This is a genomic window from Sphingomonas daechungensis (genome assembly GCF_039543105.1).
Lineage (GTDB): Bacteria > Pseudomonadota > Alphaproteobacteria > Sphingomonadales > Sphingomonadaceae > Sphingomicrobium > Sphingomicrobium daechungense.
In genome coordinates this window covers 1,633,658-1,657,910 of record NZ_BAABJC010000001.1, presented here as the reverse complement: position 1 = coordinate 1,657,910, position 24,253 = coordinate 1,633,658, and the positions used below count along the sequence as shown (strand labels likewise).

At 63.4% G+C, this 24,253-nt stretch carries 23 protein-coding genes; 7 read left to right on the top strand and 16 right to left on the bottom strand.

Going from position 1 to position 24,253, the window contains the following annotated elements; translation table 11 throughout:
• Positions 1–16: 16 nt before the first annotated feature.
• The 3 genes from ABD928_RS08660 to ABD928_RS08650 all read right to left on the bottom strand — a co-directional run bounded on the left by ABD928_RS08660 (position 17) and on the right by ABD928_RS08650 (position 1,241).
• Entirely contained in the window at positions 17–229 is a 213-nt protein-coding gene (locus tag ABD928_RS08660; RefSeq protein ID WP_345167967.1) for a hypothetical protein, read from the bottom strand.
• Complete coding sequence (locus tag ABD928_RS08655) at positions 230–370, bottom strand: hypothetical protein (RefSeq protein WP_187715499.1); 141 nt, start codon at positions 368–370, stop codon at positions 230–232.
• A 73-nt stretch (positions 371–443) separates the two neighbouring features.
• Positions 444–1,241, bottom strand: a complete 798-nt coding sequence (locus ABD928_RS08650) for a cold-shock protein (RefSeq protein ID WP_345167962.1) — start codon at positions 1,239–1,241, stop codon at positions 444–446.
• A 233-nt stretch (positions 1,242–1,474) separates the two neighbouring features.
• On the opposite strand from ABD928_RS08650, the gene ABD928_RS08645 reads away from it, so the two are divergent.
• Genes ABD928_RS08645 through rpoN form a run of 5 tightly spaced genes read left to right on the top strand, consistent with a single transcriptional unit; the run spans position 1,475 to position 5,559 of the window.
• Positions 1,475–2,095, top strand: a complete 621-nt coding sequence (locus ABD928_RS08645; protein ID WP_187715501.1) for a ribonuclease D — start codon at positions 1,475–1,477, stop codon at positions 2,093–2,095.
• A 3-nt stretch (positions 2,096–2,098) separates the two neighbouring features.
• On the top strand, positions 2,099–2,737 hold the full coding sequence (gene lptC / locus ABD928_RS08640) for an LPS export ABC transporter periplasmic protein LptC (RefSeq protein WP_345167959.1): 639 nt from the start codon (positions 2,099–2,101) through the stop codon (positions 2,735–2,737).
• A 5-nt stretch (positions 2,738–2,742) separates the two neighbouring features.
• Positions 2,743–3,276, top strand: a complete 534-nt coding sequence (locus ABD928_RS08635; RefSeq protein WP_223276550.1) for an LptA/OstA family protein — start codon at positions 2,743–2,745, stop codon at positions 3,274–3,276.
• Between the two features lie 37 nt (positions 3,277–3,313).
• Entirely contained in the window at positions 3,314–4,054 is a 741-nt protein-coding gene (gene lptB / locus ABD928_RS08630) for an LPS export ABC transporter ATP-binding protein (protein ID WP_187715807.1), read from the top strand.
• A 26-nt stretch (positions 4,055–4,080) separates the two neighbouring features.
• A complete protein-coding gene (rpoN, locus tag ABD928_RS08625) occupies positions 4,081–5,559 on the top strand; it encodes an RNA polymerase factor sigma-54 (RefSeq protein WP_345167953.1) in 1,479 nt (492 codons plus the stop codon).
• 3 nt (positions 5,560–5,562) lie between these two features.
• Here the strand turns inward: rpoN and ABD928_RS08620 are convergent, their stop codons facing one another.
• Together ABD928_RS08620 and gyrB are read right to left on the bottom strand one after the other, a co-directional pair.
• Positions 5,563–6,333: an endonuclease/exonuclease/phosphatase family protein gene (locus ABD928_RS08620; RefSeq protein WP_345167950.1), complete on the bottom strand. Its 771-nt coding sequence runs from the start codon at positions 6,331–6,333 to the stop codon at positions 5,563–5,565.
• A gap of 34 nt (positions 6,334–6,367) precedes the next feature.
• A complete protein-coding gene (gene gyrB / locus ABD928_RS08615; protein WP_187715503.1) occupies positions 6,368–8,866 on the bottom strand; it encodes a DNA topoisomerase (ATP-hydrolyzing) subunit B in 2,499 nt (832 codons plus the stop codon).
• 188 nt (positions 8,867–9,054) lie between these two features.
• Here gyrB and ABD928_RS08610 point away from each other — a divergent pair, with 188 nt between their 5' ends.
• The gene (locus tag ABD928_RS08610) at positions 9,055–10,452 is read left to right on the top strand and encodes a M20/M25/M40 family metallo-hydrolase (protein ID WP_345167946.1); all 1,398 of its coding nucleotides are present in this window, start codon (positions 9,055–9,057) and stop codon (positions 10,450–10,452) included.
• Here the strand turns inward: ABD928_RS08610 and ABD928_RS08605 are convergent.
• The 9 genes from ABD928_RS08605 to ABD928_RS08565 form a co-directional block, all read right to left on the bottom strand.
• Positions 10,449–11,975 carry a DEAD/DEAH box helicase gene (locus ABD928_RS08605; RefSeq protein WP_187715504.1) on the bottom strand — a complete coding sequence of 509 codons (1,527 nt, stop codon included), beginning with the start codon at positions 11,973–11,975 and terminating at the stop codon, positions 10,449–10,451. The genes ABD928_RS08610 and ABD928_RS08605 overlap by 4 nt on opposite strands.
• A 186-nt stretch (positions 11,976–12,161) precedes the next feature.
• Positions 12,162–13,220 (bottom strand): DNA replication/repair protein RecF, encoded by a 1,059-nt coding sequence (gene recF / locus ABD928_RS08600; RefSeq protein WP_345167941.1) that lies wholly within the window; start codon positions 13,218–13,220, stop codon positions 12,162–12,164.
• 82 nt (positions 13,221–13,302) lie between these two features.
• Entirely contained in the window at positions 13,303–13,620 is a 318-nt protein-coding gene (locus tag ABD928_RS08595; protein ID WP_345167938.1) for an antibiotic biosynthesis monooxygenase, read from the bottom strand.
• A 3-nt stretch (positions 13,621–13,623) separates the two neighbouring features.
• Positions 13,624–14,295 carry a DUF2059 domain-containing protein gene (locus tag ABD928_RS08590; protein ID WP_345167935.1) on the bottom strand — a complete coding sequence of 224 codons (672 nt, stop codon included), beginning with the start codon at positions 14,293–14,295 and terminating at the stop codon, positions 13,624–13,626.
• Positions 14,296–14,393: 98 nt separating this feature from the next.
• Complete coding sequence (dnaN, locus tag ABD928_RS08585) at positions 14,394–15,497, bottom strand: DNA polymerase III subunit beta (protein ID WP_187715506.1); 1,104 nt, start codon at positions 15,495–15,497, stop codon at positions 14,394–14,396.
• Between the two features lie 109 nt (positions 15,498–15,606).
• The gene (locus tag ABD928_RS08580; protein ID WP_223276552.1) at positions 15,607–16,194 is read right to left on the bottom strand and encodes a fasciclin domain-containing protein; all 588 of its coding nucleotides are present in this window, start codon (positions 16,192–16,194) and stop codon (positions 15,607–15,609) included.
• Positions 16,195–16,275: 81 nt separating this feature from the next.
• Positions 16,276–17,781: a hypothetical protein gene (locus tag ABD928_RS08575; RefSeq protein WP_345167929.1), complete on the bottom strand. Its 1,506-nt coding sequence runs from the start codon at positions 17,779–17,781 to the stop codon at positions 16,276–16,278.
• A 126-nt stretch (positions 17,782–17,907) separates the two neighbouring features.
• Positions 17,908–19,164: a spinster family MFS transporter gene (locus ABD928_RS08570; RefSeq protein WP_345167926.1), complete on the bottom strand. Its 1,257-nt coding sequence runs from the start codon at positions 19,162–19,164 to the stop codon at positions 17,908–17,910.
• A gap of 58 nt (positions 19,165–19,222) precedes the next feature.
• Positions 19,223–21,544: a TonB-dependent receptor gene (locus ABD928_RS08565; RefSeq protein WP_345167923.1), complete on the bottom strand. Its 2,322-nt coding sequence runs from the start codon at positions 21,542–21,544 to the stop codon at positions 19,223–19,225.
• A 120-nt stretch (positions 21,545–21,664) separates the two neighbouring features.
• Here ABD928_RS08565 and ABD928_RS08560 point away from each other — a divergent pair, with 120 nt between their 5' ends.
• Positions 21,665–22,339, top strand: a complete 675-nt coding sequence (locus ABD928_RS08560) for a TetR/AcrR family transcriptional regulator (RefSeq protein WP_223276555.1) — start codon at positions 21,665–21,667, stop codon at positions 22,337–22,339.
• On the opposite strand, the gene ABD928_RS08555 is transcribed toward ABD928_RS08560, so the two are convergent.
• Both ABD928_RS08555 and ABD928_RS08550 read right to left on the bottom strand, forming a co-directional pair.
• Positions 22,336–23,325, bottom strand: a complete 990-nt coding sequence (locus ABD928_RS08555) for an aminotransferase class V-fold PLP-dependent enzyme (RefSeq protein ID WP_345167919.1) — start codon at positions 23,323–23,325, stop codon at positions 22,336–22,338. The genes ABD928_RS08560 and ABD928_RS08555 overlap by 4 nt on opposite strands.
• 158 nt (positions 23,326–23,483) lie before the next feature.
• A complete protein-coding gene (locus ABD928_RS08550) occupies positions 23,484–24,251 on the bottom strand; it encodes a tryptophan 2,3-dioxygenase (RefSeq protein ID WP_223276558.1) in 768 nt (255 codons plus the stop codon).
• Positions 24,252–24,253: the final 2 nt, after the last annotated feature.

The following is a 24,253-nucleotide window of genomic DNA, read 5'->3' as shown; positions in this document are numbered from 1 at the left end:
GCTTCGTGGAAGCGAATTATTGGAGTTGCCGGGCTTTTTCTTTCGCCTCCAGGCGTCCGCCAATGGTCTCCATCACCTTGCCGCGGACCTGCATGTAGTCTCCGCATTCTTGCAGATACGGGCCGAGGGGTTTGCCCTCGATCATCCGTCCAGCAGCGGCCATCCGCTCCTCCAGTTCCGCCTCGGACAGAACGGCATCGACTCGCCCGAAGAAGTACATGGAGGCCATTTATGTTGCGAGCGCCTCCGACCCCTCGAGCTGCTGGGAAGCCAGCTGGGTCGCAATCATGCATCGCGCGTCGAAATCGATCTGGCTCGTGGACGGAGCAGCCGCTGTCGCCGCCAGGAATAGGAAGGCGATGATGTTCATCGACGCGTCTCCTCATAGAAAAAGCCGGCGGGATGGTGGTCCCGCCGGCTCTGTCTTGCCCCCCTGAAACGCCTTATTCGCTGATCGGCGCCAGGTTCACCGCCGCATATTTGCCGCGGCGATCAACCTCGATCTCGAACTCCAACTTGTCGCCCTCGTTGAGGGTCGGCATGCCCGCGCGCTCGACGGCCGAAATGTGCACGAAGGCATCCGGCTGTCCGTCGTCGCGCTGAATGAAGCCGAAGCCTTTCATCGCGTTGAAGAACTTGACCGTTCCGGTCGCCTTTTCGCCCGTCAGCTGACGCTGCGGAGCCCGCTCGGCGCGTTCGACTGCCATCGGCTCACCGTCGATTCGCAGGTTGGTCGCGGAAATGCGGCCCCCGCGGTCGACCAAGGTGAACTCGAGCGGCTGCCCGTCCGCCAGGTCGGTCAGGCCGGCCTGCTCGACAGCGGAGATGTGCACGAACACGTCCTCGCCGCCGTCATCGCGAACGATGAAGCCGAAGCCCTTCTGCGGATTGAAGAATTTGACGACGCCTTTGCCTTCGCCGACGACCTGGGGAGGCATTCCGCCACCACCGCCGCTGCCGCCGCCGCGGAAACCGCCGCCGCCACCGCCGCCACGGAAGCCACCGCCTCCGCCGCCGCCGCGGAAACCGCCGCCGCCACCGCCGCCAAAGCGATCGCCGCCACCGCCGCCAAAGCGATCGCCGCCGCCGCGGTATCCACCGCCGCCGCCGCCACCGCCAAAGCCGCCGCGGTCGGAAAATCCGCCGCGGTCGCCATAGCTGCTCTCACCACCGAAGAAATCGTCGCGCTTATCACGGCCGCGACCACCGCGGTCCCCCTTACGCCCTTTATCGAAACCCATGCCCGTCTAAAATCCTTTGTGCCCGCAATGTCTTAAAACCAACGCGCTGGGCCCAAAGAGCGCAACCGGTCGGGGGCGTGATTGCTCACACACCGTTCAGCACCCTACATGAAAAAAGCGAGCCTCTCTAGATGATTCCCGCGCGTTCTCGTGGCATGGGCTTAAGAGGCACGCCGACAGGCCTGCCGGGACAGCCTGGCTCAGTACGGTTTGCAGCGATTTGGGACGATTGAATGAGCATCCATTTCCACGAAGAAGACCTGCCCGAGGGCGTGCATTTCGAAGGCCCGATTGCCGTCGATACGGAGGCGATGGGCCTCCATCCGCATCGCGATCGCCTGTGCCTCGTCCAGCTTTCCGATGGGCGCGGCGACGAGCATCTCGTCCGCTTCAGGAAAGACGGCCCCTATTCCGCACCCAACCTCAAGGCGCTTCTGGGCGATCCCAATCGACTGAAGCTCTATCACTTCGCACGCTTCGATATCGCGATGATCCAGGCCTACCTCGGCTTCATGGCCGCGCCGCTTTACTGCACGCGCACGGCTTCCCGGCTGGTCCGCACCTACACCGACCGTCACGGGCTGAAGGACCTGGTGCGCGAGCTTCTGGGTCAGGAGATTTCCAAGCAGCAGCAGACCAGCGATTGGGGCGCTCCCGAGCTCAACGACGCGCAGCGCGAATATGCGGCAAGCGACGTCCGCTACCTTCATGCCCTGAAGGAAAAGCTGGACGAGCGCCTGGTCCGCGAAGGCCGGGTCGTGCTTGCCCAGGCCTGCTTCGACTTCCTTCCCAACCGTGCCCTGCTCGATCTCGCGGGTTGGCCGGAACAGGATATTTTCGCTCACGACGGCTGATCCATGTCCGATCTCGCCAACCAGGAACGCGCGACCAAACAGCGCTGGGCCGTGCCGGGAAGCTCGCACGACAAGATCGTGCGTCTCGCGAAGATCGGCCTTCCGGCAGCGGTGGGAGTGGTCATTGCCTTCCTGGCAATGGCTCCCCTCGATCAGCACGGCGACGTTAGCTTCGTGCTCGACAAGAAGAAGGTCGAGAACGCCCCCGAGCGCATGCGCGTCGAAAAGGCCAGCTATGTCGGCGAGGACAATCGCGGGCAGAAGTTCCAGATCGAGGCGAATCGCGCTCTCCAGCGTTCGTCGGATGAGCCGGTCGTCGACATCTGGGGCATGCTTGCCCGATTCGGACTTTCGAACGGGCCAGTCACGGTTGCTGCCAACCAGGGGCGCTACAACCTCGACGAGCAGAAGGTGGCGGTCCAGGGCCCGGTCCGCGTCGCTGGGCCGGAAGGCGAGCAGCTGGTAACCCGCGATGTCACTGTGGATCTGAAGCAGAATTTGGTCACCAGCGACGGCGGTGTCACAGGTCGCACCGAGCTCGGAGAGTTCCAGGCGGACAGCTTGCGCGCGGATCTGGACGGGCGAACCGTAGTGCTGGACGGTCGCGCTCGCTTGAAAATCGTACAGGGGGCGGTCAGATGAGAACAATGCGCCGTTTGCCGCCTCTCCTGATCGCACCGCTGGCTTTGCTGACGGGTGCAGCCGCGCTCGCCCAGGCGAATGCGCCGGTGTCGGCACTAAAGGGTCACAACAGCAACGCTCCGATTGATGTCACCTCCGACAGGATCGAGGTCCAGGACCGCGCCGACCGCGCCATTTTCGTCGGCAATGTCCACGTCAGGCAAGACGAGCTGACACTCGAAACCGCGCGGCTGACGGTGGCTTATTCGAACGCGGGGAGCGTGCAGATCAATCGCCTCGACGCGAGCGGCGGTGTGACCGTGCAGAGCCCGTCGGAGACTGCACGGGGCGAGTTCGGCATCTACGACCTTGACCGCAAGCTCATCACCCTGGTCGGAAACGTCGTGCTTAAGCGCGAAGGGTCCCAGATCAACGGGCAGCGGCTGACGATCGACCTCGACTCGGGCCGAGCGGTCATCGACGGTGGCCCGGCGGGTGTCGGACAAAGCGGTGGTCGCGTGACCGGTCACTTCACCGTCCCGCAAAAGAAGGGCGGCTGATCCCGTGAATGAAGCCGCAACGCTGCCGCGCGCGGCGATGGAACCGGAGGCGGCGGCAGGCGGTCTCGAGGTCCGCTCGATCGCCAAAGCCTATGATCGCCGCGCCGTGCTACACGACGTTTCGCTCGACGTGCATCGCGGGGAGGTCGTCGGGCTGCTCGGTCCGAACGGCGCGGGCAAGACCACCTGCTTCTACTCCGTCATGGGTCTGGTGAAGCCCGACAGCGGTCGCATCTTCCTGGATGGTCAGGACATTACCGAGCTGCCGATGTACCGGCGCGCCATCCTCGGCCTCGGCTATCTGCCGCAGGAAACATCGATTTTCCGTGGCCTCACGGTCGAGCAGAACATCATGGCCGTGCTCGAAGTCGCGGAGCCGGATGCCGGTGCGCGCCGTGCCCGGCTGGAGCAGTTGCTTGGCGAGTTTGGCATCACCCATCTTCGCGAATCTGCCGCAATGGCGCTTTCCGGCGGCGAGCGGCGGCGCTGCGAGATTGCGCGCGCCCTGGCCGCCGATCCGTCGATCATGCTTCTCGACGAGCCGTTCGCGGGCATCGACCCGATCTCGATCTCCGACATCCGCGAGCTCGTACGCGAACTCAAGAAACGCGACATCGGCGTCCTGATCACCGATCACAACGTGCGCGAGACTCTCGACATCGTCGACCGCGCCTGCATCATCTACGACGGACAGGTACTCTTCGCCGGCACACCGCAGGCGCTCGTCGCGGACCATGAAGTGCGACGACTTTATCTTGGCGAGAGCTTCGCCCTTTAATCCTTTGTCGCTAGTCTGATGGCGCAATGGCGCTAGGTCCACGTCTCGATATCCGGCAAACTCAGGCACTTGTCCTGACGCCGCAGCTTCAGCAGGCGATCCGCCTGCTTCAGCTGTCGAACATGGAGCTCGAGGCGGTCATCGCCGAAGAAATGGCGAAGAACCCATTGCTGGAGGCTTCGTCCAGCGACGACGAGCCCAGCTCAGCGCCTGACGGGGATGCCGACTTTCCTGCGGACTCATTGGAAGACCCCGCCGCTCCCGGTGCGGACGAATTGATGGTGTCATCCGACGGCACATCCGACCAGCCGCTCGACTTCGACTGGAACAGCGAGGCGCTGGAAACGGACAGTTACTCAGACGTCGCGCTGAGCAGCAGTGGCGGCGGGGAAGATGGCCCCGACTTCGAACGGATGGAATATTCCGCGGACTCGCTTGCCGAGCACCTGCTCAACCAGCTGCACGGTGCGGGCGGCGAAGTTGGCCGCCTTGCGCGAGCCATCGCCGAAATGCTCGATGAAACAGGCTATCTGTCCGTTTCGGTTCGCGACATTGCCGAAGCGACCGACGAAGCCGTCGAATTCGTCGAAGAAGCACTCGCGCTGGTCCAGGACCTCGATCCGCCCGGCGTCGGCGCCCGCGACCTGGCCGAATGTCTCGCGCTGCAGGCCAAGGCTGCCGACCGTTACGACCCGGCCATGGCGAGGCTGATCGACAATCTCGACCTCCTCGCCAAGGGCCGGATGACCGACCTCAAGCGGATCTGCGGAGTCGACGACGAGGACCTTTCCGACATGGTCCGCGAGCTTCGGGCCTACGATCCCAAGCCCGGCTGCCAGTTCTCGAGCAAGGGTGTCGAAGCGGTGGCCCCCGACGTAATCGTCCGCCAAACCCGGGGCGGCTACGCGGTCGAGCTCAATCAGGCGACCCTGCCGCGGCTGTTGGTCAATCGGCGCTACTATCAGGAGCTGAAAAGCGGTCCGAGCGACAAGACCTCGCGCGCATGGCTGAGCGAATGCCTGGCCAGCGCGAATTGGCTGGTGAAAGCGCTCGACCAGCGCGCCCGGACGATCGTCAAGGTTGTGTCGGAAATCGTGAAGCGCCAGCAGGGTTTCTTCGAAAAGGGCGTGGCCGCGATGAAGCCGATGACGCTTCGCGAAATTGCGGAAGCCATCGAGATGCACGAGTCCACGATCAGCCGTGTCACCTCGAACAAGTACCTGCTGTGCGATCGTGGCCTGTTCGAGCTGAAATACTTTTTTGGGTCGGGCGTCGCTTCGACCGAAGGCGAGGGGGACGGGGCGGCCGCGGAGGCCGTGAAGGCGGCGATCCGCGAGATCATCGACCGTGAGGCGGACATTCTCAGCGACGACGCCATCGCCGGCCTGCTCAAGCAGCGCGGTTTCGACTGCGCGCGCCGGACCGTCGTCAAATATCGCGAGGCGATGGGGATCGGCTCATCGATCCAGCGCCGCCGTCAGCGCAAGATCGCGGGCGCGGCCTGAACGTCAGCCCGTCAGTCGCGCCCAGACAGGAAGGTGATCGGATGCTCGCCGCGCAGACGGGCTCATGTGCACGCCTGCTGCTGCAATGTGCAGGTCCTTGTCGACGATAATTCGATCAAGCGCCGCCACTGGATGACGAGAGTGGAAGCTCGGTCCGGTCGAAGCGATGTGGAAGTCGGGTTCAAGGTCCTTCAGGCAACCCGCGACATCGCGCCATTCATTGGTGTCGCCCATCAGGATCGTCGGCATGCGCTGCGGCCGCCGGGAGACCGCGTCGAGAATCGCGCGGATCTGACGCCGCCGCCACAGCCCCGAAAGGTCAAGGTGCATGCCGACGACCCGCACCGGCTGCTCGTCGATCAGCAATTCCGCAAGCACCGCGCCGCGAGGCTCGAAGGTCGGAAGGTCGAGAGCGGCGCAATCGAGAACGCCGATATGCTGCTTCACGAGGATGGCATTGCCGTGCCAGCCCATGTTCCGCGTATTGATTTTCAAGAGCGAGTCGACGTGCTTCCCACCCGGCATGCGGTCGAGCGCGCGGCGATGCTTCACGCCGAAGAATACCGGCTTGTACATGCCATGGTCGTCGATCAGCTCGTGCGGAACCGCCGCGCCGCGCCCGCCGAACCTCTTGTCGGCCTCCTGCAAAGCGACGATGTCCGCGTCGATCTCGTGCAGCACGTCGAGAACACGCTGCGGATTGCGGCGACGGTCCGTGCCGATGGCCTTCCGCACATTGTAGCTGGCGACGGTGATCGAGGGCGCTGCGGACACGTTGCGGCAACCCGGATCCTGCTACCGCAGTTCCTCAGACGTCCAGGTTCGCGACGCTGAGTGCGTTCTCCTGGATGAACTCCCGCCGGGGTTCGACGATGTCGCCCATGAGCCGCGTAAAGATCTCGTCAGCGACGTCCGCCTGGGCGACTTCGACGCGAAGGAGCGAGCGATTGGAGGGGTCGAGCGTCGTCTCCCAAAGCTGCTCCGCATTCATCTCGCCCAGACCTTTATAGCGCTGGATGCTGAGTCCCTTCCGGCCGGCCGCGAGAACCGCATCGAGCATCTCGGACGGGCGGCTAACCGGGACCGTCTTGCCCTTGGTCTCCGCCTCCTCCGGCTGATCTTCGGTTTCTACGCCTTCGATCGGCTCGGGCTTCTGCTCCTCGGTGACCGCGCCCTTCTTCAGCGTCTTGAGCACCGACGGCGCCGAATAGACCGCAGCCTGCTCGCCAGCGAGCGTCGCCAGCTTGCGGGCTTCCGCCGAGATGAGGAAGCTCTTCTCGATGATGTGCGCATCGGTCACGCCGCGCCACAGCCGCTTGAGCAGATAACCACCCTCAGCCGCGAGCTCGCCCGACCATTGCGCTTCGAGATCCGCCCGGCCGAGCCATTCCCCGACCTTGGCGATCGCTGCCTTTTGCCCGGCTTCGTCGAGGTTCGGCTTCAGCGCGCCGTTGATCGCCAGCGCTTCGATGATCGCCGGATCATATTTGCGCGGGGCGTAGCGCATCAGGGTCCGCATGCGACGGGCATGGTCGACAAGGGCACGCAGGTCTTGCCCGCTCCGCTGGCCGTCGGCCGCTTCCAGCACTAAGCCGTCCAGGCCGGCATCGACGAGATATTCGTCGAGCGCCGCATCGTCCTTGAGGTAAACTTCCGACCGGCCGCGAGCGACCTTGTACAGCGGCGGCTGGGCGATGAAGAGGTGCCCTGCTTCGATCAGCTCCGGCATCTGCCGGTAAAAGAAGGTCAGCAACAAAGTCCGGATGTGCGCGCCGTCGACGTCGGCATCGGTCATCAGGACGATCTTGTGATAGCGCAGCTTCTCGAGGTTGAACTCTTCGCGGCCGATGCCCGTGCCGAGCGCCTGGATCATCGTCCCGATTTCCTTGGACGACAGCATGCGGTCGAAGCGCGCACGCTCGACGTTCAGGATCTTGCCCTTCAGCGGCAGGATCGCCTGATACTTGCTATCGCGACCCTGCTTGGCGGAGCCGCCGGCGCTGTCACCCTCGACGAGGAAAAGCTCGGACTTGGCCGGATCGCGTTCCGAGCAGTCGTGCAGCTTGCCGGGCAATGAGGCGATGCCCATCACCGACTTGCGACTGGCCTCGCGGGCCTTGCGGGCGGCTTCGCGTGCAGCAGCGGCGTCAATGATCTTCTGGACAATCGTCCGCGCGTGAGCCGGATTCTCCTCCAGCCATTCTGCGAGCTTGTCGGCGATCAGGCTTTCGAGCGGCTGACGGACTTCGGATGAAACGAGCTTGTCCTTGGTCTGCGAGCTGAACTTCGGGTCGGGAAGTTTCACCGACACGATGCCGGTAAGGCCCTCGCGCATGTCCTCGCCGGCGAGGCTGATCTTCTCTTTCTTCAAGACGCCCGACTTGTCTGCATAGTTGTTGAGCGTCCGGGTCAGTGCCGCGCGGAAAGCCGCAAGGTGCGTGCCGCCGTCGCGCTGTGGAATGTTGTTCGTGAAGCAGAGGACCTGCTCGTAGTAACTGTCGTTCCATTCGAGCGCGACTTCGATGCCGATGTCGTCGCGCTGCCCGGTGACCGAGATCGGGTCCGGGATCAGTGGAGTCTTGGCCCGGTCGAGATATTTCACGAAGGCTGCGATTCCGCCTTCGTAATGCATCTCCACTTCCTTCAGCTCGTCGTGCCGAGCGTCCTGCAGACGGAGCCTCACGCCCGAGTTCAGGAAGGCGAGTTCGCGGAAGCGATGCTCGAGCCTGTCGAAGTCAAAATCGGTGATCTTGAAGGTTTCGGGGCTTGGCAGGAAGGTCACCCGGGTTCCGCGGCGATCGGTCTTGCCGACAACCTTGAGCGGAGCCTCGGCCTCGCCGTGGCGGAAGCGCATGTAATGCTCTTCGCCGTCCCGCCAGATGGTGAGATCGAGCCATTCGCTAAGCGCGTTGACGACCGACACGCCGACGCCGTGGAGGCCGCCCGACACCTTGTAGGCATTGTCGTCCGACGTGTTCTCGAACTTACCGCCGGCATGAAGCTGGGTCATGATGACCTCGGCCGCCGAGACACCTTCTTCCGCGTGAATTCCGGTGGGGATTCCGCGGCCATTGTCGTCGACCGAAACGGAACCGTCCGGATTGAGCGTAATCAGAATCCTGTCGCAGTGGCCTGCAAGCGCTTCATCGATGGCATTGTCACTGACCTCGAAGACCATGTGGTGGAGGCCGGATCCGTCATCGGTGTCGCCGATGTACATGCCGGGACGCTTGCGCACCGCGTCGAGGCCCTTGAGGACCTTGATGCTATCGGCGCCATAGGAATTGCTGTTGGGGTCGGTTGCCATGATATCCGGGATAAGGTGAAAAGCCGCGAAAGTCCCACGAATTCGCGCGTGCGCGTACGCGCGCGTGAGTCAGTCCTCCCTGATATAGGAATAATCGGCGGAATTTCGAGCTTCTGCTTGCGTGGGAGCCTCGAAAAGTGAAGCTTGCTGCCGCTGCTGATCGAAGGCGGCCGAAACCGGGGGGCCAGATGATCAAATCCGCTGCCGCAATTGCGTTTGCATTCACCGCTTCTGCCGTCTCGGCCCAAGCCCCGCGACTGGATCAGACCGAGTTTCGCGCACTCTATAAGGAGCTGGTCGAGACCAACACGACGCTGAGCAGCGGCAGCTGCACCCTCGCTGCCGAGCGTATGGCCGCGCGGCTGAAGGCGGCCGGGCTCCCGGAGAGTCAGATCACCCTTTTTGCGGATCCTGCGCATCCGAAGGAAGGCGGCCTCGTCGCAGTCTATCCGGGCACGTCGAAGACGCTGAAGCCGGTCCTCGGCATCGCCCATATCGACGTGGTGGAAGCCAAGCGGGAGGATTGGACTCGCGATCCATTCGCCCTGATTGAGGAGAACGGCTACTTCTACGCCCGCGGGACGAGCGACAACAAGGCCATGGCGTCCATCCTGGTCGACACGCTGATCCGCTTCCAGAAGTCGGGCTACAAGCCGAAGCGCACTGTGAAGATCGCGCTGACCTGCGGTGAAGAGACCAACGGCGCCTTCAACGGAGCGGAGTGGCTCGCCGCCAACAAGCGTGACCTGATCGATGCCGAGTTCGCCATCAACGAAGGCGGCGGCGGATCGACCGACGGCAAGGGCAAGGTCGTCGAGCAGGCGATGCAGGTCGGCGAAAAGACCTTCGGCACGTTCCGTCTCGAAACCCGCAACCCCGGCGGGCACAGCTCGGTGCCGCGACCGGACAACGCCATCTATCAGCTCGCTCACGGCCTCGTGAAGTTGGAGGCGTACGAATTCCCGCTGGAGATGACGGAAACCACGCGGGCCTACTTCCGTGAGGCCGGCGCGGGTCGGAAGGATGAGATCGGCGCGGCGATGGTGGCGCTTTCTGCCAACCCCGCGGACAAAGCGGCGGAGGCCGTCGTCAACAAGGACCCGTTCCTCCACTCCAACCTGCGGACGACCTGCGTCGCGACGATGCTCGACGGCGGTCATGCGAAGAACGCACTCGCACAGCGCGCGGGCGCCTACGTCAACTGCCGGATCTTTCCCGGACATTCGGTGGCATCGATTGGCGAGGAATTGTCGAAGGTCATCGGCGATCCCGGCGTGACCGTGACGGCTATTCCGCCGCTTCGGCCGTCACCGCCGGCGCCACCGCTCGATCCCAAGGTGATGGGGCCGGCCAAGAAGGTTGCGGCCAAATATTTCCCCGGCGTTCCGGTCGTGCCGGCCATGGCCAACGGCTACACCGACGCGACCTTCCTGGGTGCTGTCGGCATTCCGACCTACGGGGTTCCCGGGATCTGGGGCGACCCCGACGGCAATGGCGTGCACGGCTTGAACGAGCGGATCGAAGTCCGCTCGCTCTATGTCGGCCGCGATTATCTGTTCGACCTGATCAAGGCCTACGCGAACTAGCCCTGCGCGCGGCGCGGGCCGCCCGGTCGGCCGCGACGGCCGTGGAACTTCCCATGAGGACGGCCACCGTCCGGACGGGACGGACCGCGCGTGTCGTTCGGACGAGACTGACGCGGACCCGCGTCGGCTTCACGATAGGCCTCGGGCCGGTAGGACGAACGGCTGCCGTCGCCACGCTGATCGTCACGCCGCTGGCCATTGCGATCCTGAGCCGAGGATCGGTGAGCGGCATGCCCCTCGCCGCGATGCGGATGACGCTGGCGCTCATTGCGCTGATCGCGCCGCTGGCCGTCAGCACGGCGATCCGCCTTGAAACCATGCGACGCACGGCGAGGCTGGTCCTCGACCTTCTTCGGTGCCGGCTTGAGACGCTTAAGCTTCTCCGCAGTCTCGAGGAAGTTCGCCGGAAGCGGAGCAACGTCGATCTTCAGTCGCGTTAGCCGCTCGATGTCGCGCAGCAGGCCGCGCTCATCGGGCGAGCAGAAGGCAAGGGCCTTCCCCTCGGCCCCGGCGCGAGCCGTCCGGCCGATGCGGTGGACGTACTGCTCGGGGACTTCGGGCAGGTCGTAGTTGATGACGTGGCTGACACCCGGGATGTCGATCCCGCGCGCGGCAATGTCGGTGGCAATCAGCACCGAAACCTCGCCCGACTTGAACTCGCGGATCGCCTTCTCGCGCTGCGACTGGCTCTTGTTGCCGTGGATCGCGTTCGCGGAGATCCCCGCCGCGCTCAACATGCGGACGATCTTGTCGGCGCCATGCTTCGTACGGCTGAACACGAGTGTGCGCTCGGTCTTTTCCGACTGCAGGAAGATGGTCAGAAGCGCGGTCTTTTCCGGCTGATTGACCATCACAACGGCCTGGCCGATGCGATCGGCAGTCTTCGCGACCGGGGTCACGGCGACTTCGGCCGGGTTGGTCAGATACTTGTCGGCCAGCTCCTTGATCGCCCGCGGCATCGTGGCCGAGAAGAACAGAGTCTGGCGCTTGGCCGGAACCAAGGCAACAATCCGCTTCAGCGCATGGATGAAGCCGAGGTCGAGCATCTGGTCAGCCTCGTCGAGGACGAGGATTTCGAGCTCGCGAAGGCTGAGCGCACGCTGATCGATCAGATCGAGCAGGCGGCCCGGGGTCGCGACGAGCACGTCGAGACCGCGCGAAACCGTGCGGACGCTCTTCGAGTTGGGAACGCCGCCGAAGATGACGCCGACCGACAGGCGCATGAAGCGGCCGTAGGTTTCGGCGCTCGCGGCGATCTGCGAGGCAAGCTCGCGGGTCGGGGCAAGCACCAGCATGCGGATCTGGCCTGGCTTCGGGATGTTGCGATTGGCCGCGAGACGGTCGAGCGACGGCAGCATGAACGCCGCCGTCTTGCCGGTGCCCGTCTGGGCAATGCCGAGGAGATCGCGGCCCGTGAGAACCGTCGGGATCGCCTGGGTCTGGATCGGCGTCGCTTGCGAATAATTCTTTGCCGCGAGCGCGTCGAGAAGGGGCTTGGACAGCCCAAGGTTATGAAATGACAATGGAAATTCCAATATTGTACGGCCGCGCAAACCGCGCGGTCCGAAGGGGTCAAAAAAGCGCCCCGCGTGAATTGGAGAGCAAAATCGGTCGAAGCGCGGGCCGGTCCCGGATCTCGTCCGGACGTTCACGCCGCTTGGAAAAGCGCTTCGTGCTGCGGTGCAATATAGCTCAAAAGCGCGAAAAGTCTAGGATGCGCTCACTGAGCCGCCTTCGACATGGAAGCGGGTCGCGGTCCCGACGCCTTCGAACAGTGCCGCCTCAGTCGCCGTCATCCACACCTGCCCCCGCCCTTCGAGACGGGCAAACAAGGCCGCGCGCCGCTTCGGATCCAGGTGAGCGGCGACTTCATCTAGAAGAAGGATGGGTGGTTCGCCGCGTCGCTCGGTGACCAGTTCGGCATGTGCAAGCACCAGCCCCAGCAGCAGCGCTTTCTGTTCACCGGTCGAGGATCGTGCTGCGTCCATCTGCTTGGCACGATGCAGGACGAGGAGATCCTGGCGGTGGGGGCCGACGGTGGCTCGCCCGGCAGCGGCGTCGCGACCGCGAGCTTGTCGCAGCTGCTCTGCCAGGTCGGCCTGCTCCCAGCCGCCGATCTGAATTGAAGCCCTCGCGAATTCATCCTCCGGACTCTCTTCCAGCCGGCGTTCGAGCTCCGCAACTGTATGCGCGCGCGCATCTCCGATTGAGGCTCCATGTTCCGCCATCTGCTGTTCGAGGGCAGCAAGCCACGACGGGTCCGGGATACGGTCGTCCGCCAGAAGCTTGTTTCGCGACCGCATGGCCGCCTCGTACCTAGAGGAGTGGTGCGCGTGGCTCGGCTGCAGGGCGAGAACCAGGCGATCGAGGAAGCGTCTCCGGTCGCCTGCAGAGCCGAGGAAGAGCCGATCCATGGCCGGTGTCAGCCAGAGCACGGACAGCCGTTCGCTCAGCGAGTTCACCGAAGCAGGGGCGGAATTGATCCGAACCTGTCGGCGTTCCGGAGCTGTCGGAACGGTCCCAGTGCCGATATCGGCCTCAGCGAGCCTGGCTGCGACCGCGAAGCCGCCCTCTCCGCCGATCCTGGCCATGTCGGAAAGCGCCGCACCCCGCAGGCCGCGACCAGGACTCAGCAGCGACACCGCTTCGAGCAGGTTCGTCTTCCCCGCCCCATTCTCGCCCGACAGAAGGACAAAGCCAGCCCCCGGCTCAATCAGTGCCGATGGGTAGGATCGAAAGTCGGTAAGGGTTAGGCGACTGACCGGCACATTACTGTCATTGCGAGGAGTAGAACGACGAAGCAATCCAGCAACGCAAACTGGATTGCTTCGCTAAGCTCGCAATGACCAGCTACTGAGCCCTGCGGTCGAGAACCTCGAAGTGTGCGGCGCGCGCATCGAATCTCAACAGCACTGCCTGAGCGGCGGCGGGCACATGACTAACGCTGTAATCCTCGCCCACGAAAGCCTTGATTGCGTCGATACTGTCGAACCACATGCACGTCATGAACTCGACCTCATTTCCAAGGTCGCGCCTCATCAGGTCGATGTGATGAAAGCCGGGGATCCGCCGTGCTTCGATGCCCGGGATCACGTCCTCGCGAACGACACGCTCATAGGCTTCGGCATTCTCGAGCGTCGCCCATCCGCGCCAGACCCGGCAGATCATGTCCTACTTCTTCTTCGCAGCCTCAAACTTCGCGAGTGTCGCGGTCATGATCGCTTCGATCTCAGCTTCGAACTCTGGCGCGGGTTCGTTCGAGAAATCCTGCTCAAGCTTGCGCATCGCCGGTGCCATCATCGCAACGCGCGTGAAATAGGGCTTCATCGCAAATTCCTTGAGCGCCGGTTGGTCGCTCTCGTCGATCAGCTTCGTTGCCGCTTCCGTGCTTGCCTTGTGGTCCGCCGCGACCGCCGCATAACTTGTGGGCTTATCGGGATCGGCCATGACCTCGCTCAGAGTCGCCCCGACGGTCGCATTCTGCTGCATCCCGTTCAGAAGTTTTTGACCGGTCGGGGTGAGATAGAATTTCGTCAGGTCCTCAATTTCGGCGGCATTGAGACGCGAGGAAATCAGGTCCGCGACCCGCTCATGATAAGCCGGAAGCTCCTTGATCGTGAAACGCACCAAGGCGGGCTTCATCTCGCGAAGGATAGCCTCTGTGAACCCGGGGTATTCCTTATCGAGAAATTGCAAGTCCGAATTTGCGCGGAAAGCCGCCGAAAGTTCGCCGTCGGCGATCCGTTCCGCCACCGCAGCCTGTGACCGCTCCGAATAGAGAATGCCGGCTAACCGAAGCGCCGCAGCCTTAGCCGCGGGATCGATGGGCGCCGGACTAATCACGGCCGGTGGTGCGACAGGCGCTGCCGATGCCTCGCAAGCGAGGCTGCCAAGCAAGAGCCCGACTATCAGATTCCTATACTGTGCCCCTACGGAGTGATTCACACCCGCATCGGCATCAGGACATAGAGTGCCGAGCTCTTGTCGTTCTCGCGCAGGAGCGTCGGCGCGGCGGCGTCGGCGAGATGGACCTCGACGGTGTCCCCGTCAATTTCGCCAAGGATGTCGAGCAGGTAGCGCGCGTTGAAGCCGATCTCGAGGCCGTCGGCGCCATAGTCGGCCGCGATCTCCTCGGTCGCCGTTCCGGCTTCCGGCGACGTCACCGACAGCGTCACCTTGTCGCGGTCGACCGCCATCTTCACGGCGCGCGTCTTCTCGCTGGCGATCGTCGAGACGCGATCGACGCCCTGAGCGAAGCTCTTCGGGTCGAGCTTCAGCAACTTGTCGTTCGCGGTCGGAATAACCCGATTATAGTCCGGGAAGGTGCCGTCGATCAGCTTGCTGGTCAGCACCGCGCTGCCAAGACCGAAGCGGATCTTGGTCGGCGACATCGACACTTCGACGGTACCCTCGAGCTCCTCAAGCAGCTTGCGAAGCTCGGCGACGCACTTCCGAGGGACAATGACGTCAGGCATGCCGTCGGCGCCATCCGGCTTGGCCACGGTCACGCGGGCAAGGCGGTGCCCGTCGGTCGCGGCAGCTTTCAGCTGATCGTCGGCGACATGGAGGAAGATGCCCATCAGGTAATATCGGGTTTCTTCGGTCGAGATGGCGAACCGGGTCTTGTCGATGATCTGGCGGAGCGTCGCGGCCGGAAGCTCAAACCGCGTCGGCAGGTCGCCCTCGGCAATGACCGGGAAATCGTCGCGCGGCAGCGTCGAGAGGTTGAAGCGTGCCCGCCCGGCAGACAGTTGCATCTTCCCATCGGCGGCGTTGAGCTCGACCTGGCTGCCGTCCGGAAGCTTGCGGACGATGTCGAACAAGGTGTGGGCGGATACGGTCGTAGCACCCGCCGTTGCGACGTTGGCAGGAACGCTCTCATCGACTTGCAGGTCGAGGTCGGTGGCCATCAGACGGATCGACCCGTCGTCGCGCGCCTCGATGAGCACGTTCGACAGGATCGGAATGGTGTTGCGACGCTCCACGACCGACTGGACGTGGCTCAGGCTCTTGAGGAGTGTCGCCCGTTCAATCGTCGCCTTCATGCGTCGCCCTGCCCCCAATCATGCCGGTATCAGCACTCGTTTATAGCGAGCGTTCCGTAGCTTGGAAGCCAAGAATGGCGGCTCGCGAGCGCAAGCCGCCACTCACATGTCAGGACTTGGCCGGCGCTTTCGAAGCCGCGGCAGGCATCAGCACCGTATCGACGTACTGGACGACACCGTTGGACCGCTTCTGGTCTCCATCGACAATGGTCGCCTTGTTCCCGACAGCGTCCGTAAGGACGACCTTGGCGCCGTCCTTCGTGGCTGTGAGCGTCTGCCCGTTCATCGTCTGCACGAGCGCCTTACCCTTGCCATTGTCGACCGCCTTGCCGAGGTCTTCGATCAGAACCGTGCCCGGAAGGATGTGATAGGTCAGGACTCGAGTCAGCTCGGCCCGGTTCTCCGGATTGGCCGCGTCCTTCAGCGCACCGTCGACCTTTGAGAAGGCATCATCCTTGGGAACCAGTACGGTGTAGGGGCCTGGACCCGCCAGGGTGGAGTCCAAACCGGCGGAATGGGCGGCCTGATAGAAGCGCCCATTCTTGTCCAGCGCCGCCGAGATCGTCTGGTCGCCAGCGGCCTTCGCGGCCTGCGCCGGCTGATCCGGGGCGGAGCTATTGGTATTGTCGGTCTTGTTGCAGCCGCCAATCGCCAGAGCGAGCGCGGCCGTGGTCACAGCTAGCATTCTGAAGGTCATTGCCTTCCTCCTGATTTCCGTTGTGAAGGCGAAACGGCCCGGCAACGCATGCCGGGCCGCAAGCGATCCATCGGCCGTCAATTAGACGAGCGCCTGGACCATCGCCGTGATCAACTGGGTCGTCGGATCGACCTGGTAGATGTAGCCGTCGCTATAGCGGTACCAGGCGTCCGGCCGATCGTAGTACCGGTCGCGATAATCGATCGGCACGTTGTAGACCGAATAGGCCGGCGGAAGCGGCTGGCCCACGGACAGGCCGCCCGTCAGCAGCGTCGCAATCGCCGTGATCAGCTGGCTGTCGCGGTCGACCTGGTAGATCGCACCCGGAGCGTAGCGGTACGAATAGTCCGCCGTGTCCGGGTAGTAATCGCGATACTGGTACGGCACGTTGTAATAGCTGTACCCGGCCGGCATCATCTGCCCGATCCCGTAGCCGCGATCGAGGAGCGGGATGACGTCCTCGATGTAGCCGCTCCCGGCATCGACCCGATACACATAGCCGTCGTCATATCGATAATAATCGTACGGCGTGTCCGGGTAGAACGACTGGTAATAGCTCGGCACATAGTAGCCGGGCTCGTTGTAGTACGGGAAGTACTGCCCAACGCCGTAGCCGGCGCCGATCAGCGGCAGCAGTGCCGAGATCAGATTGTCGCCCCGGTTGACCCGATAAACGTAGCCGTCGCCATAGCGGTAATAATGGTCCGGCGTGTCGTAGTAGATATCCCGCAGGCCTAGCGGCAGGTAGCTGGACCGGTAATAGTCCGGAAGGGCCTGACCAACGTAGCGCTCGCGCGCCAATCCCGGCGGCACACAGGCCCGGCTCTTCTTGGCGAGACCCGGAGGACAGCCGACATAGGCGGCCGGAATGCCGCGATAGCCGTAGTTGCGATCCCAATCGCCGTCATTCCAATCACGCCACTTCGCGTGCTGGCGGAAGTCGTCGCGGCTCACGAACGCAACACGACGGCTGTCTTCGAAAGCGCGAACCGGGGCGAATTCACGGACGCTGTCGCGGAAGGTTCCGCGCTCCTGAGCGAACCGCCGATCGTCGCGGCCGCCCTTGTTCTGAATCTCGATCCGGCCGTCGCGATGGCTTCGATTATCAACGCGAGCGGCCTGGCGCTCGACCCGCTGAGGCTGGCGTTCGATTCGGTTCGCGTTGCGGCCTTGACCCGGCTGGACATTGGCCACGTGCCGGTCGCCGCCGTTGCGACGCTCCTGCTTTGCACCGTGTCCGCGATCGGACTGGAAGTTCGCAAAGCGCGGTCCGCTTCGCTCGACGCGCTGCGCCTGGCGATTGCCTCCGCTTTGGCGCTGGAAGTCATGCTTCTGTCCGCCGCCGCGATTGGCCTGCATCTGACGGCCGCCGCCATGGTCCATGCGCTGCATCTGCACCTGACGACCGCCACCGCCACCGCCTCGTTGACGCTGAGCCTGCTGGCCACCGCCTCCGCTGCCGCGCTGCTGCTGTGCGCGCTGGCCTCCGCCACCGCCATGGCCGCCGCCGCCCTTGTCCGGCTTCGCTGCTGCCGGCGCGGTGATCGCGAGCGCCGCGACACCAGCTATCAGGATGAGGTTCCTCATCACGAATCTCCTTTGTATCCCTGTCACAACGACGCTTTCAGGGCGCCGTTCCACCTTCCGGTAGATGTACGGGAAGGAGTAGCGGAAGGCCCATGAGCCTGAGATTTCCGCCACTTGCAGGTGAGGTTAAGACTTGAGGTCGTCCCTCAGACGCCGTGCGGCGAACAGGTAGAAGACAGCGGCGAGCAGGTAGAAACCGAGCCCGTACAGGATCGAATATTTGAGCGAATCCACCCCGTGAGCGGCCTTCATGGCGTCCGAGAACCACCCGAAGAAGTAGATGCCGAACGCGATTCCGATCAGATTGTTGATGAACAGGAAGCTGGCCGATGCCGTTGCCCGCATGGCCGGCACGACGATGTGCTGGATCGCCGTAATCACCGGCCCGAGCCATGCCAGCGCGAGCATCTGACCGATGGTGAACAACACCCACGCCAAGGGAAGGTTGGGGGCGAATAGGCCGAGCGCTAGCATGGGAGCGGTGACCAGGAAGCACACGGCAGGGATCAGGGCATACCCGCCAGGCCGCGACGGTCCGATCCGATCGCCGAGCACGCCGCCTAACCACGTTCCAAGCGCTCCACCGACGAGCACGATCGAGCCATAAAACAGGCCAACCTGATCGACTGCGAGTCCGAAGCTGCGATTGAAGAAGCTCGGCAGCCAGAAGATCAGGCCGTAGCCAAGGATCGAGCCGGACGCCGCACCGAAGGACAGCAGCCAGAAGCTGGGGATCCTGACCAAGGTGCGAAGGACCTCCGCCGCAGGCATCGGCACCGCCGGCGCCGCGTCGAAGCGGCCCCGTTCCGGCTCCGGAACCAGCAGCTTGATGAGGAGGGCGGCGGGCAGCCCAAGCAGGCCGACGATGATGAACGCGCTCCGCCATGACAGCTGCGCCGCCAGCCAGCCGCCGAAGAACACACCGAGTGCGGAGCCGATAGGGATGCCCAGCGAATAGAACGCCAGTGCTCGCGACCGGCGCTCGCGCGGAAAATAGTCGGAGATGAGCGAATAGGACGGCGCGATTCCGCCGGCCTCCCCCACCGCAACGCCCATGCGTGCGACGACCAACTGCGTGTAGCTTTGGACAACGCCGCAGGCCGCCGTGAACAGGCTCCACAGCGCGACAGAGGCGGCGATGATGTTGACGCGGCTCTTGCGGTCAGCCGCCCAGGCAATCGGAATGGCGATGACTGCGTAGAAGATTCCGAACGCGACGCCGAGGTGACTGAGGGCTGTGTCCGAGAGGTTGAATTCCTCGCGAATCGGAACTGCGAGAACGCCCGCGATGTTCCGATCGATGAAGTTAAAGATGTAAGCGAAGAGGAGGAGCAGCAGCACCCGTGAACGAAGTGCTCGGTCTTCGGCGGTCGGTTCGGTCATTGATGTTGGCGCTGGCAGGCCAGCGGCGGGGCGACAAGCCCCGCCGCCCTTCGCGACCTCAGTAACGAGCCGTCAGCTTGAGCTGTATGGTCCGCGGATTGCCGTAATAGACTGTGCGGATGTTCCCCACGCTCGAGAATTCCTGGGCGTCCGTCTTGTAGGCCCTGTCGGTCAGATTGTTGCCATAGAGGCCGACCGCAATCTTCTTCGACGAATTCTCCCAGACAATGCGCGCGTCCTCAACCCAATAGCCGTTCTGGAAGAGCCCATCGATCTCCACGTTGGAATTCACCGGCGTGTTGTCCACGGCGAGGGCCTGGCGCGAACGATAGCGCGTCTGGCCGCCGATGGTGATACCGCCCGGCCCGCCGAGGTCGAAGGTATATTGGGCTCCGAAGCGAAGCGTCCATTTGGGCGCGAACGCCGGCGTCTGGAATGCCCGGCTGCCGTTGAAGTTGACGAAGCGCGCATCGGCAAACTTCTTGTATTCGGAATCGAGGTACCCGACCTGCGTGTCGAGCAGAAGGTTCGCCACGGGCGTCCATGACGCTTCGAGCTCAGCGCCCTTGATGCTCAGCTTGCCGGCGTTGAGGACGGACAGCTTCGGCGACGGCAGGCCCGTGACGGGATCGGTGTCGAGCCCGGAGACGCGGGCCTGGAAGTTCTTGTAGTCGTTGTAGAAGACCGACCCGTTGACGCGCAGCTGCTTGGCAAGCGTCGACTTGAACCCGGCTTCATAGGACCAGACCGTCTCCGGATCGTACTTGGTCGATTCTGCCACCGTATTGGCGCGGCCGTTGAAGCCGCCGGACTTAAATCCCTTCGCGACGCGCGCATAGAGCATCGTGTCCGGCGTCGCCTGCCAATCCAGGCTGACCATCGGCGACGTGTCGTGCCATTTGGCCTTCGGCGGGGCGAAGACGTAGGTCGCGTTGAAGGCCGGCAGCAGCGAGAAGAACGTGCTGGTCGTGCGCCAGTAATCCTTCTTTTCCTCGGTGTGGCGGATGCCTGCGGACAGCCGCACCGTCGGCACGATCTCGTACGTAGCATTCGCGTATGCGGCGTAACTTTTGGTGTTGAGCTTATCGTCGATGGTGCGGAGGAAGCCGCTGTTGAAGAACGCCGGGCCGAGCAGGTCGTCGGCATAGGCTTCCTGATGGGAATCCACGTTCTCGTTGAGGTAATAGAGGCCGCCGACCGCGCTCAGCTTTTCGCCCGTGTAGGCGAGCTGGAATTCCTGGCTGACCTGATCCTGATCGACGCCAACGAAGACGTCGCCCACTTCATACCGTGTCGCGTCAATGTCGATGTAGTCGTCGGTCTTGAGGACCCGGTAAGCGGTGATCGACTTCAGCGTCAGATTGTCGGTTAGATCGAAAGCCGCAGTACCCGCAAATCCGTAATGCTTGAGCTTGGTCGAATTGGGGAGGCCTGGCGTTGTCTCGCCCTTCCACTTGTACTTTCCGGAGCCGACGGGATCGGTGACGACCAGGACGCCGCCAGAGAAGGTGACGAGATTGTTGATGGGGCGACCGACGTTCAGCGAGGCATCGTCCTTGCTGTAATCCACCGCCAGGTCGAGCCGCACCTTGCTCGAAGGCGTGAAGGCAAACGCTGTGCGGATGCCGAAAGAATCCCGGTCGTTATATTCGCGCTTGTCGTTGCGATCGTCGACGAAGCCGTCGCGCACCGAGCGCATGATCGACACTCCGGCCGAGACGCCTTCCCCAAGCGGCCCCGAGATGTTTCCGCGCAGGTCGAGCTGCGTGTAGGAGCCGAGCGTTGCGCTGGCTTCCGCGCGAAGCTCGTCGCCGGGCTTCCGCGACACGAACTTGATCGCGCCGCCGATGGTGTTCTTACCATACAGCGTGCCTTGAGGGCCACGCAGCACCTCGATCCGCTCGACGTCGAGCAAGTCGAGCTGGTTGCCGCGGATGCGCGACAGATAGACGTCATCGACATAGACGCCGACCGCCGGGTCGAAGGTCTGCAGCGCGTCCGGCTGACCGATGCCGCGAATGTAGATGTTGGTGGCGTTGGACGATCCGCGACCCTGGACGATGTTCAGGTTCGGAACCGCGCCTTGCAGGCCAGTCGTGTCGGTCGCCTGGATGCGATCGAGCGCGCGTTCGTTGAAGGCCGAAATAGAGGAGGGGACGCGCTGCAGCCGCTCGTCGGTGCGGCGGGCGGTGACGACGATTTCACCCGTTGCCGAATCCTGGCCTTCGTCGTTTGTGGCAGTGGTCGCCTCCGGTCCCGGAGCTTGCTGCTGCGCTTCGGCAGTCGTCTGCTCCGCAGTCTGCGCCCAGGTCGGCGTGGCGATGGCAAGTCCGGCAACACCTGCGAGCAACAGGCGTCCATAGCGGTCGGCGCGAATCATTTGATGTCCCCTCTCCCCGCCGCGCTATGATGGTTGCGCAGCGTTCAAGCATCGGTAATACTGAAACCTGAACCGGGTTTCAACTTTGTTTGATTGGCCGGTGATCCGAGGGGGACAAGATTGGCCGGGACGCGGGAAGCGGATGGTTCTGCTGGCGAGGCTGCGGCCACGCGCGCCGTTGAATCTTCCAGTCCAGCGAGCGACGGCAAGGCGCCCCGCACCGCGCGTGGAGAAAGGACGCTTCGAAAGATCCTCGACGCAGCGTTGGAAGAGTTCGGTGAAAAGGGCTTTTCGGAAGGGTCCATCGTCGGGATTACCAGCCGGGCGCGCGTCGCACTCGGGACCTTCTACACTTACTTCGACAGCAAGGAGGCGGTGTTCCAGGAGGTGGTTCGCGACATGTCCGCTCAGGTCCGCGATCACGTCGCGCCTGTGCTACAGTCGGCATCAGGAGCACTCGAAGCGGAGGGTCTCGCGCTCGAGTCCTTCCTTCGGTTCGTAGCGACGCACCGTCAGGTTTACCGGATCATCGACGAAGCCGAGTTCGTCGATCCGGATGGCTTTCGGAAGCATTACATGACCACAGCCGAGCGCATCGCCGCCCGCCTTCAGGCCGGAAAGGACAAAGGTGAAGTGGTGAAGGTTGACTCGCCACTCGCAACCGAGGTCGAGGCCTGGGCGATCATGGGCATGAACGTGTTTCTGGGTCTACGTTTCGGTGTCTGGGGCGAGGACTCGCCGGCGGAGGTCACCCGCGTTGCAAACCAGCTCATCCGCCGAGGTCTGAAGCCTTAGGCCAGGCCCTTCGCCAGTTCGGCGAAAGCTTCCACGTCTTCCTCGTCGTGGTACAGCGCAAGCCCAATCCGCAACACGTCTCCGCGCACGTCGGTGATGCAGTTTCGAGAGAGCAGTTCGTCCGACCAGCGCTTTGCACTTGGGGTCCGAAACGCCAGGAAACGCGCGTCACCCGGCCCATTCAGCCGTTCGACCCTGTTGAAGGCTGTGCCTTGGACTGCATCGAGCAGATGCTCCTGCAGCCGGCTGACATGCGCTGAGATCCGCGATGTGGTCAGCCCATTCTCGTCCAGCATTCGGCGAACGGCATTGAACCGGTACAGTCCCGAAGGATCGAATGTCGCGCCCATGAACCGCATCGCGTCCTTGCGGTAGCCGACGGATCCTGGCGGCAGGGTAAGGTCTTCGAATTCCGCGAACCAGCCGGTGATTGGCGGACGGGCGCCAAAGCCCGACGGCGCATGGAGGAAGGCGCAACCCTCCCCGGACATCGCATATTTGTACCCACCGCCAAGGTAGAAAGCAGATTCCGCGGCGACCTCGTCGAAAGGCGCTTCGATCGCCATGAAGGCGTGATAGCCGTCGATCACCACCCAGGAGCCTTCGGGCCTTGCAAGCGAGGCAAGCTGGTCAACCCGGTCGAACCGTCGGCCGCTGCCGAACAGGGCCTGGCTGATGAAGATCAGGTCGTGGCCGCCTTGTTGTGCCGACTCCAGGAATCGGTCCGACAATGTTTCGAAGGGCTCGCACGGGACTCGGTCGATGACCGCCTCCCCACTCTCTTCCCAACGCGCGAATTGCCGTCGCGCACTGTGGAATTCGCCGTCGGTCGTCAGAATTCGAACCGCTGGCCCGGATCGCGGCGCTGCGGCGACGAGGCGGATGATAAAGTCGTGCGTGTTGGGGGCAAACACCACTGCGTCTGGCATGCCGGTGCCGAGTTCGGCGGCGATGTTAGCCTGCGCCTCCGGCCAGACCTCGTCCATGATCCGGTCCCATTTGCGGTCGGCCAGCGTCGCCGCATCCTCCCAGCATTCGACCTGTCCTTCGAAGCTCGCGTCGGGCCACAGGTGATGGCTGTGCGCTGCCAGGTGCAGCCGATCCGGATTGGCGCCGAGGCTTCGCGCGAACAGGGGCTTGAAGCTCAGAGCGCCGTCCTCAGCGACCAGAGTTCGGGAAAGGCCCGCTTGTCGAGTGTCGAGCGCAGGTAGGGCGCTCCGGCCGAACCGCCGGTCCCGGGCTTGTTGCCGATGATCCGCTCGACCGTCAGCACATGCTTGAACCGCCACATCGACAAGGCATCGTCGATATCGACCAGCTTTTCGGCCAGTTGATAAAGATCGAACCAGCGGTCGGCATCGCGATAGACCTCTAGCCAAGCGGCAGAGACTGCATCGTCCGATCCGTCGCCAAGGTCGAAGCCGGCGCGCTGGAGCGCCGCATGGCTCGCTTCTCGAAGGCTCTGCCCTTCCAACGCCGCCTTGAGGCGCGCCGACGCGTCCGGAATGTCCTTGTGATATTCGAGGAAGGCGGGGTTCTTGAGGCCCAGCTTGAATTCAAGCTCACGAAATTGCGCCGACTGGAAGCCGGACGACGTCCCAAGCACATGGCGAAACGCCATGTAATCGACCGGCGTGAGGGTCGACAGCACGTCCCAGGAAAGCGTCATCACCGACTGGATCCGGCTGATCCGCGACATCGCCTTGTAAGCCGGCGCAAAGCGGTCCTCGTCCACCAGGCCGATCGCAAGGTCGACCTCGTGAAGCATCTGCTTCAGCCAGAGCTCCTTGGTCTGGTGGATGACGATGAAGAGCATCTCATCGTGCAGGTCCGACAGCGGCTTCTGCGCGCCGAGCAATGTGTCCAGGGCCAGATAATCGGCATAGGTCATGCCGGCGGGCGTAGCGGTCATTC

Coding starts and splice junctions, on each gene's coding strand:
- ABD928_RS08660 (WP_345167967.1), bottom strand. CDS start 229: ATGGCCTCCATGTACTTCTTCGGGCGAGTCGATGCCGTTCTGTCCGAG.
- ABD928_RS08655 (WP_187715499.1), bottom strand. CDS start 370: ATGAACATCATCGCCTTCCTATTCCTGGCGGCGACAGCGGCTGCTCCG.
- ABD928_RS08650 (WP_345167962.1), bottom strand. CDS start 1,241: ATGGGTTTCGATAAAGGGCGTAAGGGGGACCGCGGTGGTCGCGGCCGT.
- ABD928_RS08645 (WP_187715501.1), top strand. CDS start 1,475: ATGAGCATCCATTTCCACGAAGAAGACCTGCCCGAGGGCGTGCATTTC.
- lptC (WP_345167959.1), top strand. CDS start 2,099: ATGTCCGATCTCGCCAACCAGGAACGCGCGACCAAACAGCGCTGGGCC.
- ABD928_RS08635 (WP_223276550.1), top strand. CDS start 2,743: ATGCGCCGTTTGCCGCCTCTCCTGATCGCACCGCTGGCTTTGCTGACG.
- lptB (WP_187715807.1), top strand. CDS start 3,314: ATGGAACCGGAGGCGGCGGCAGGCGGTCTCGAGGTCCGCTCGATCGCC.
- rpoN (WP_345167953.1), top strand. CDS start 4,081: ATGGCGCTAGGTCCACGTCTCGATATCCGGCAAACTCAGGCACTTGTC.
- gyrB (WP_187715503.1), bottom strand. CDS start 8,866: ATGGCAACCGACCCCAACAGCAATTCCTATGGCGCCGATAGCATCAAG.
- ABD928_RS08610 (WP_345167946.1), top strand. CDS start 9,055: ATGATCAAATCCGCTGCCGCAATTGCGTTTGCATTCACCGCTTCTGCC.
- ABD928_RS08595 (WP_345167938.1), bottom strand. CDS start 13,620: ATGATCTGCCGGGTCTGGCGCGGATGGGCGACGCTCGAGAATGCCGAA.
- dnaN (WP_187715506.1), bottom strand. CDS start 15,497: ATGAAGGCGACGATTGAACGGGCGACACTCCTCAAGAGCCTGAGCCAC.
- ABD928_RS08580 (WP_223276552.1), bottom strand. CDS start 16,194: ATGACCTTCAGAATGCTAGCTGTGACCACGGCCGCGCTCGCTCTGGCG.
- ABD928_RS08575 (WP_345167929.1), bottom strand. CDS start 17,781: ATGAGGAACCTCATCCTGATAGCTGGTGTCGCGGCGCTCGCGATCACC.
- ABD928_RS08570 (WP_345167926.1), bottom strand. CDS start 19,164: ATGACCGAACCGACCGCCGAAGACCGAGCACTTCGTTCACGGGTGCTG.
- ABD928_RS08565 (WP_345167923.1), bottom strand. CDS start 21,544: ATGATTCGCGCCGACCGCTATGGACGCCTGTTGCTCGCAGGTGTTGCC.
- ABD928_RS08555 (WP_345167919.1), bottom strand. CDS start 23,325: ATGGACGAGGTCTGGCCGGAGGCGCAGGCTAACATCGCCGCCGAACTC.
- ABD928_RS08550 (WP_223276558.1), bottom strand. CDS start 24,251: ATGACCGCTACGCCCGCCGGCATGACCTATGCCGATTATCTGGCCCTG.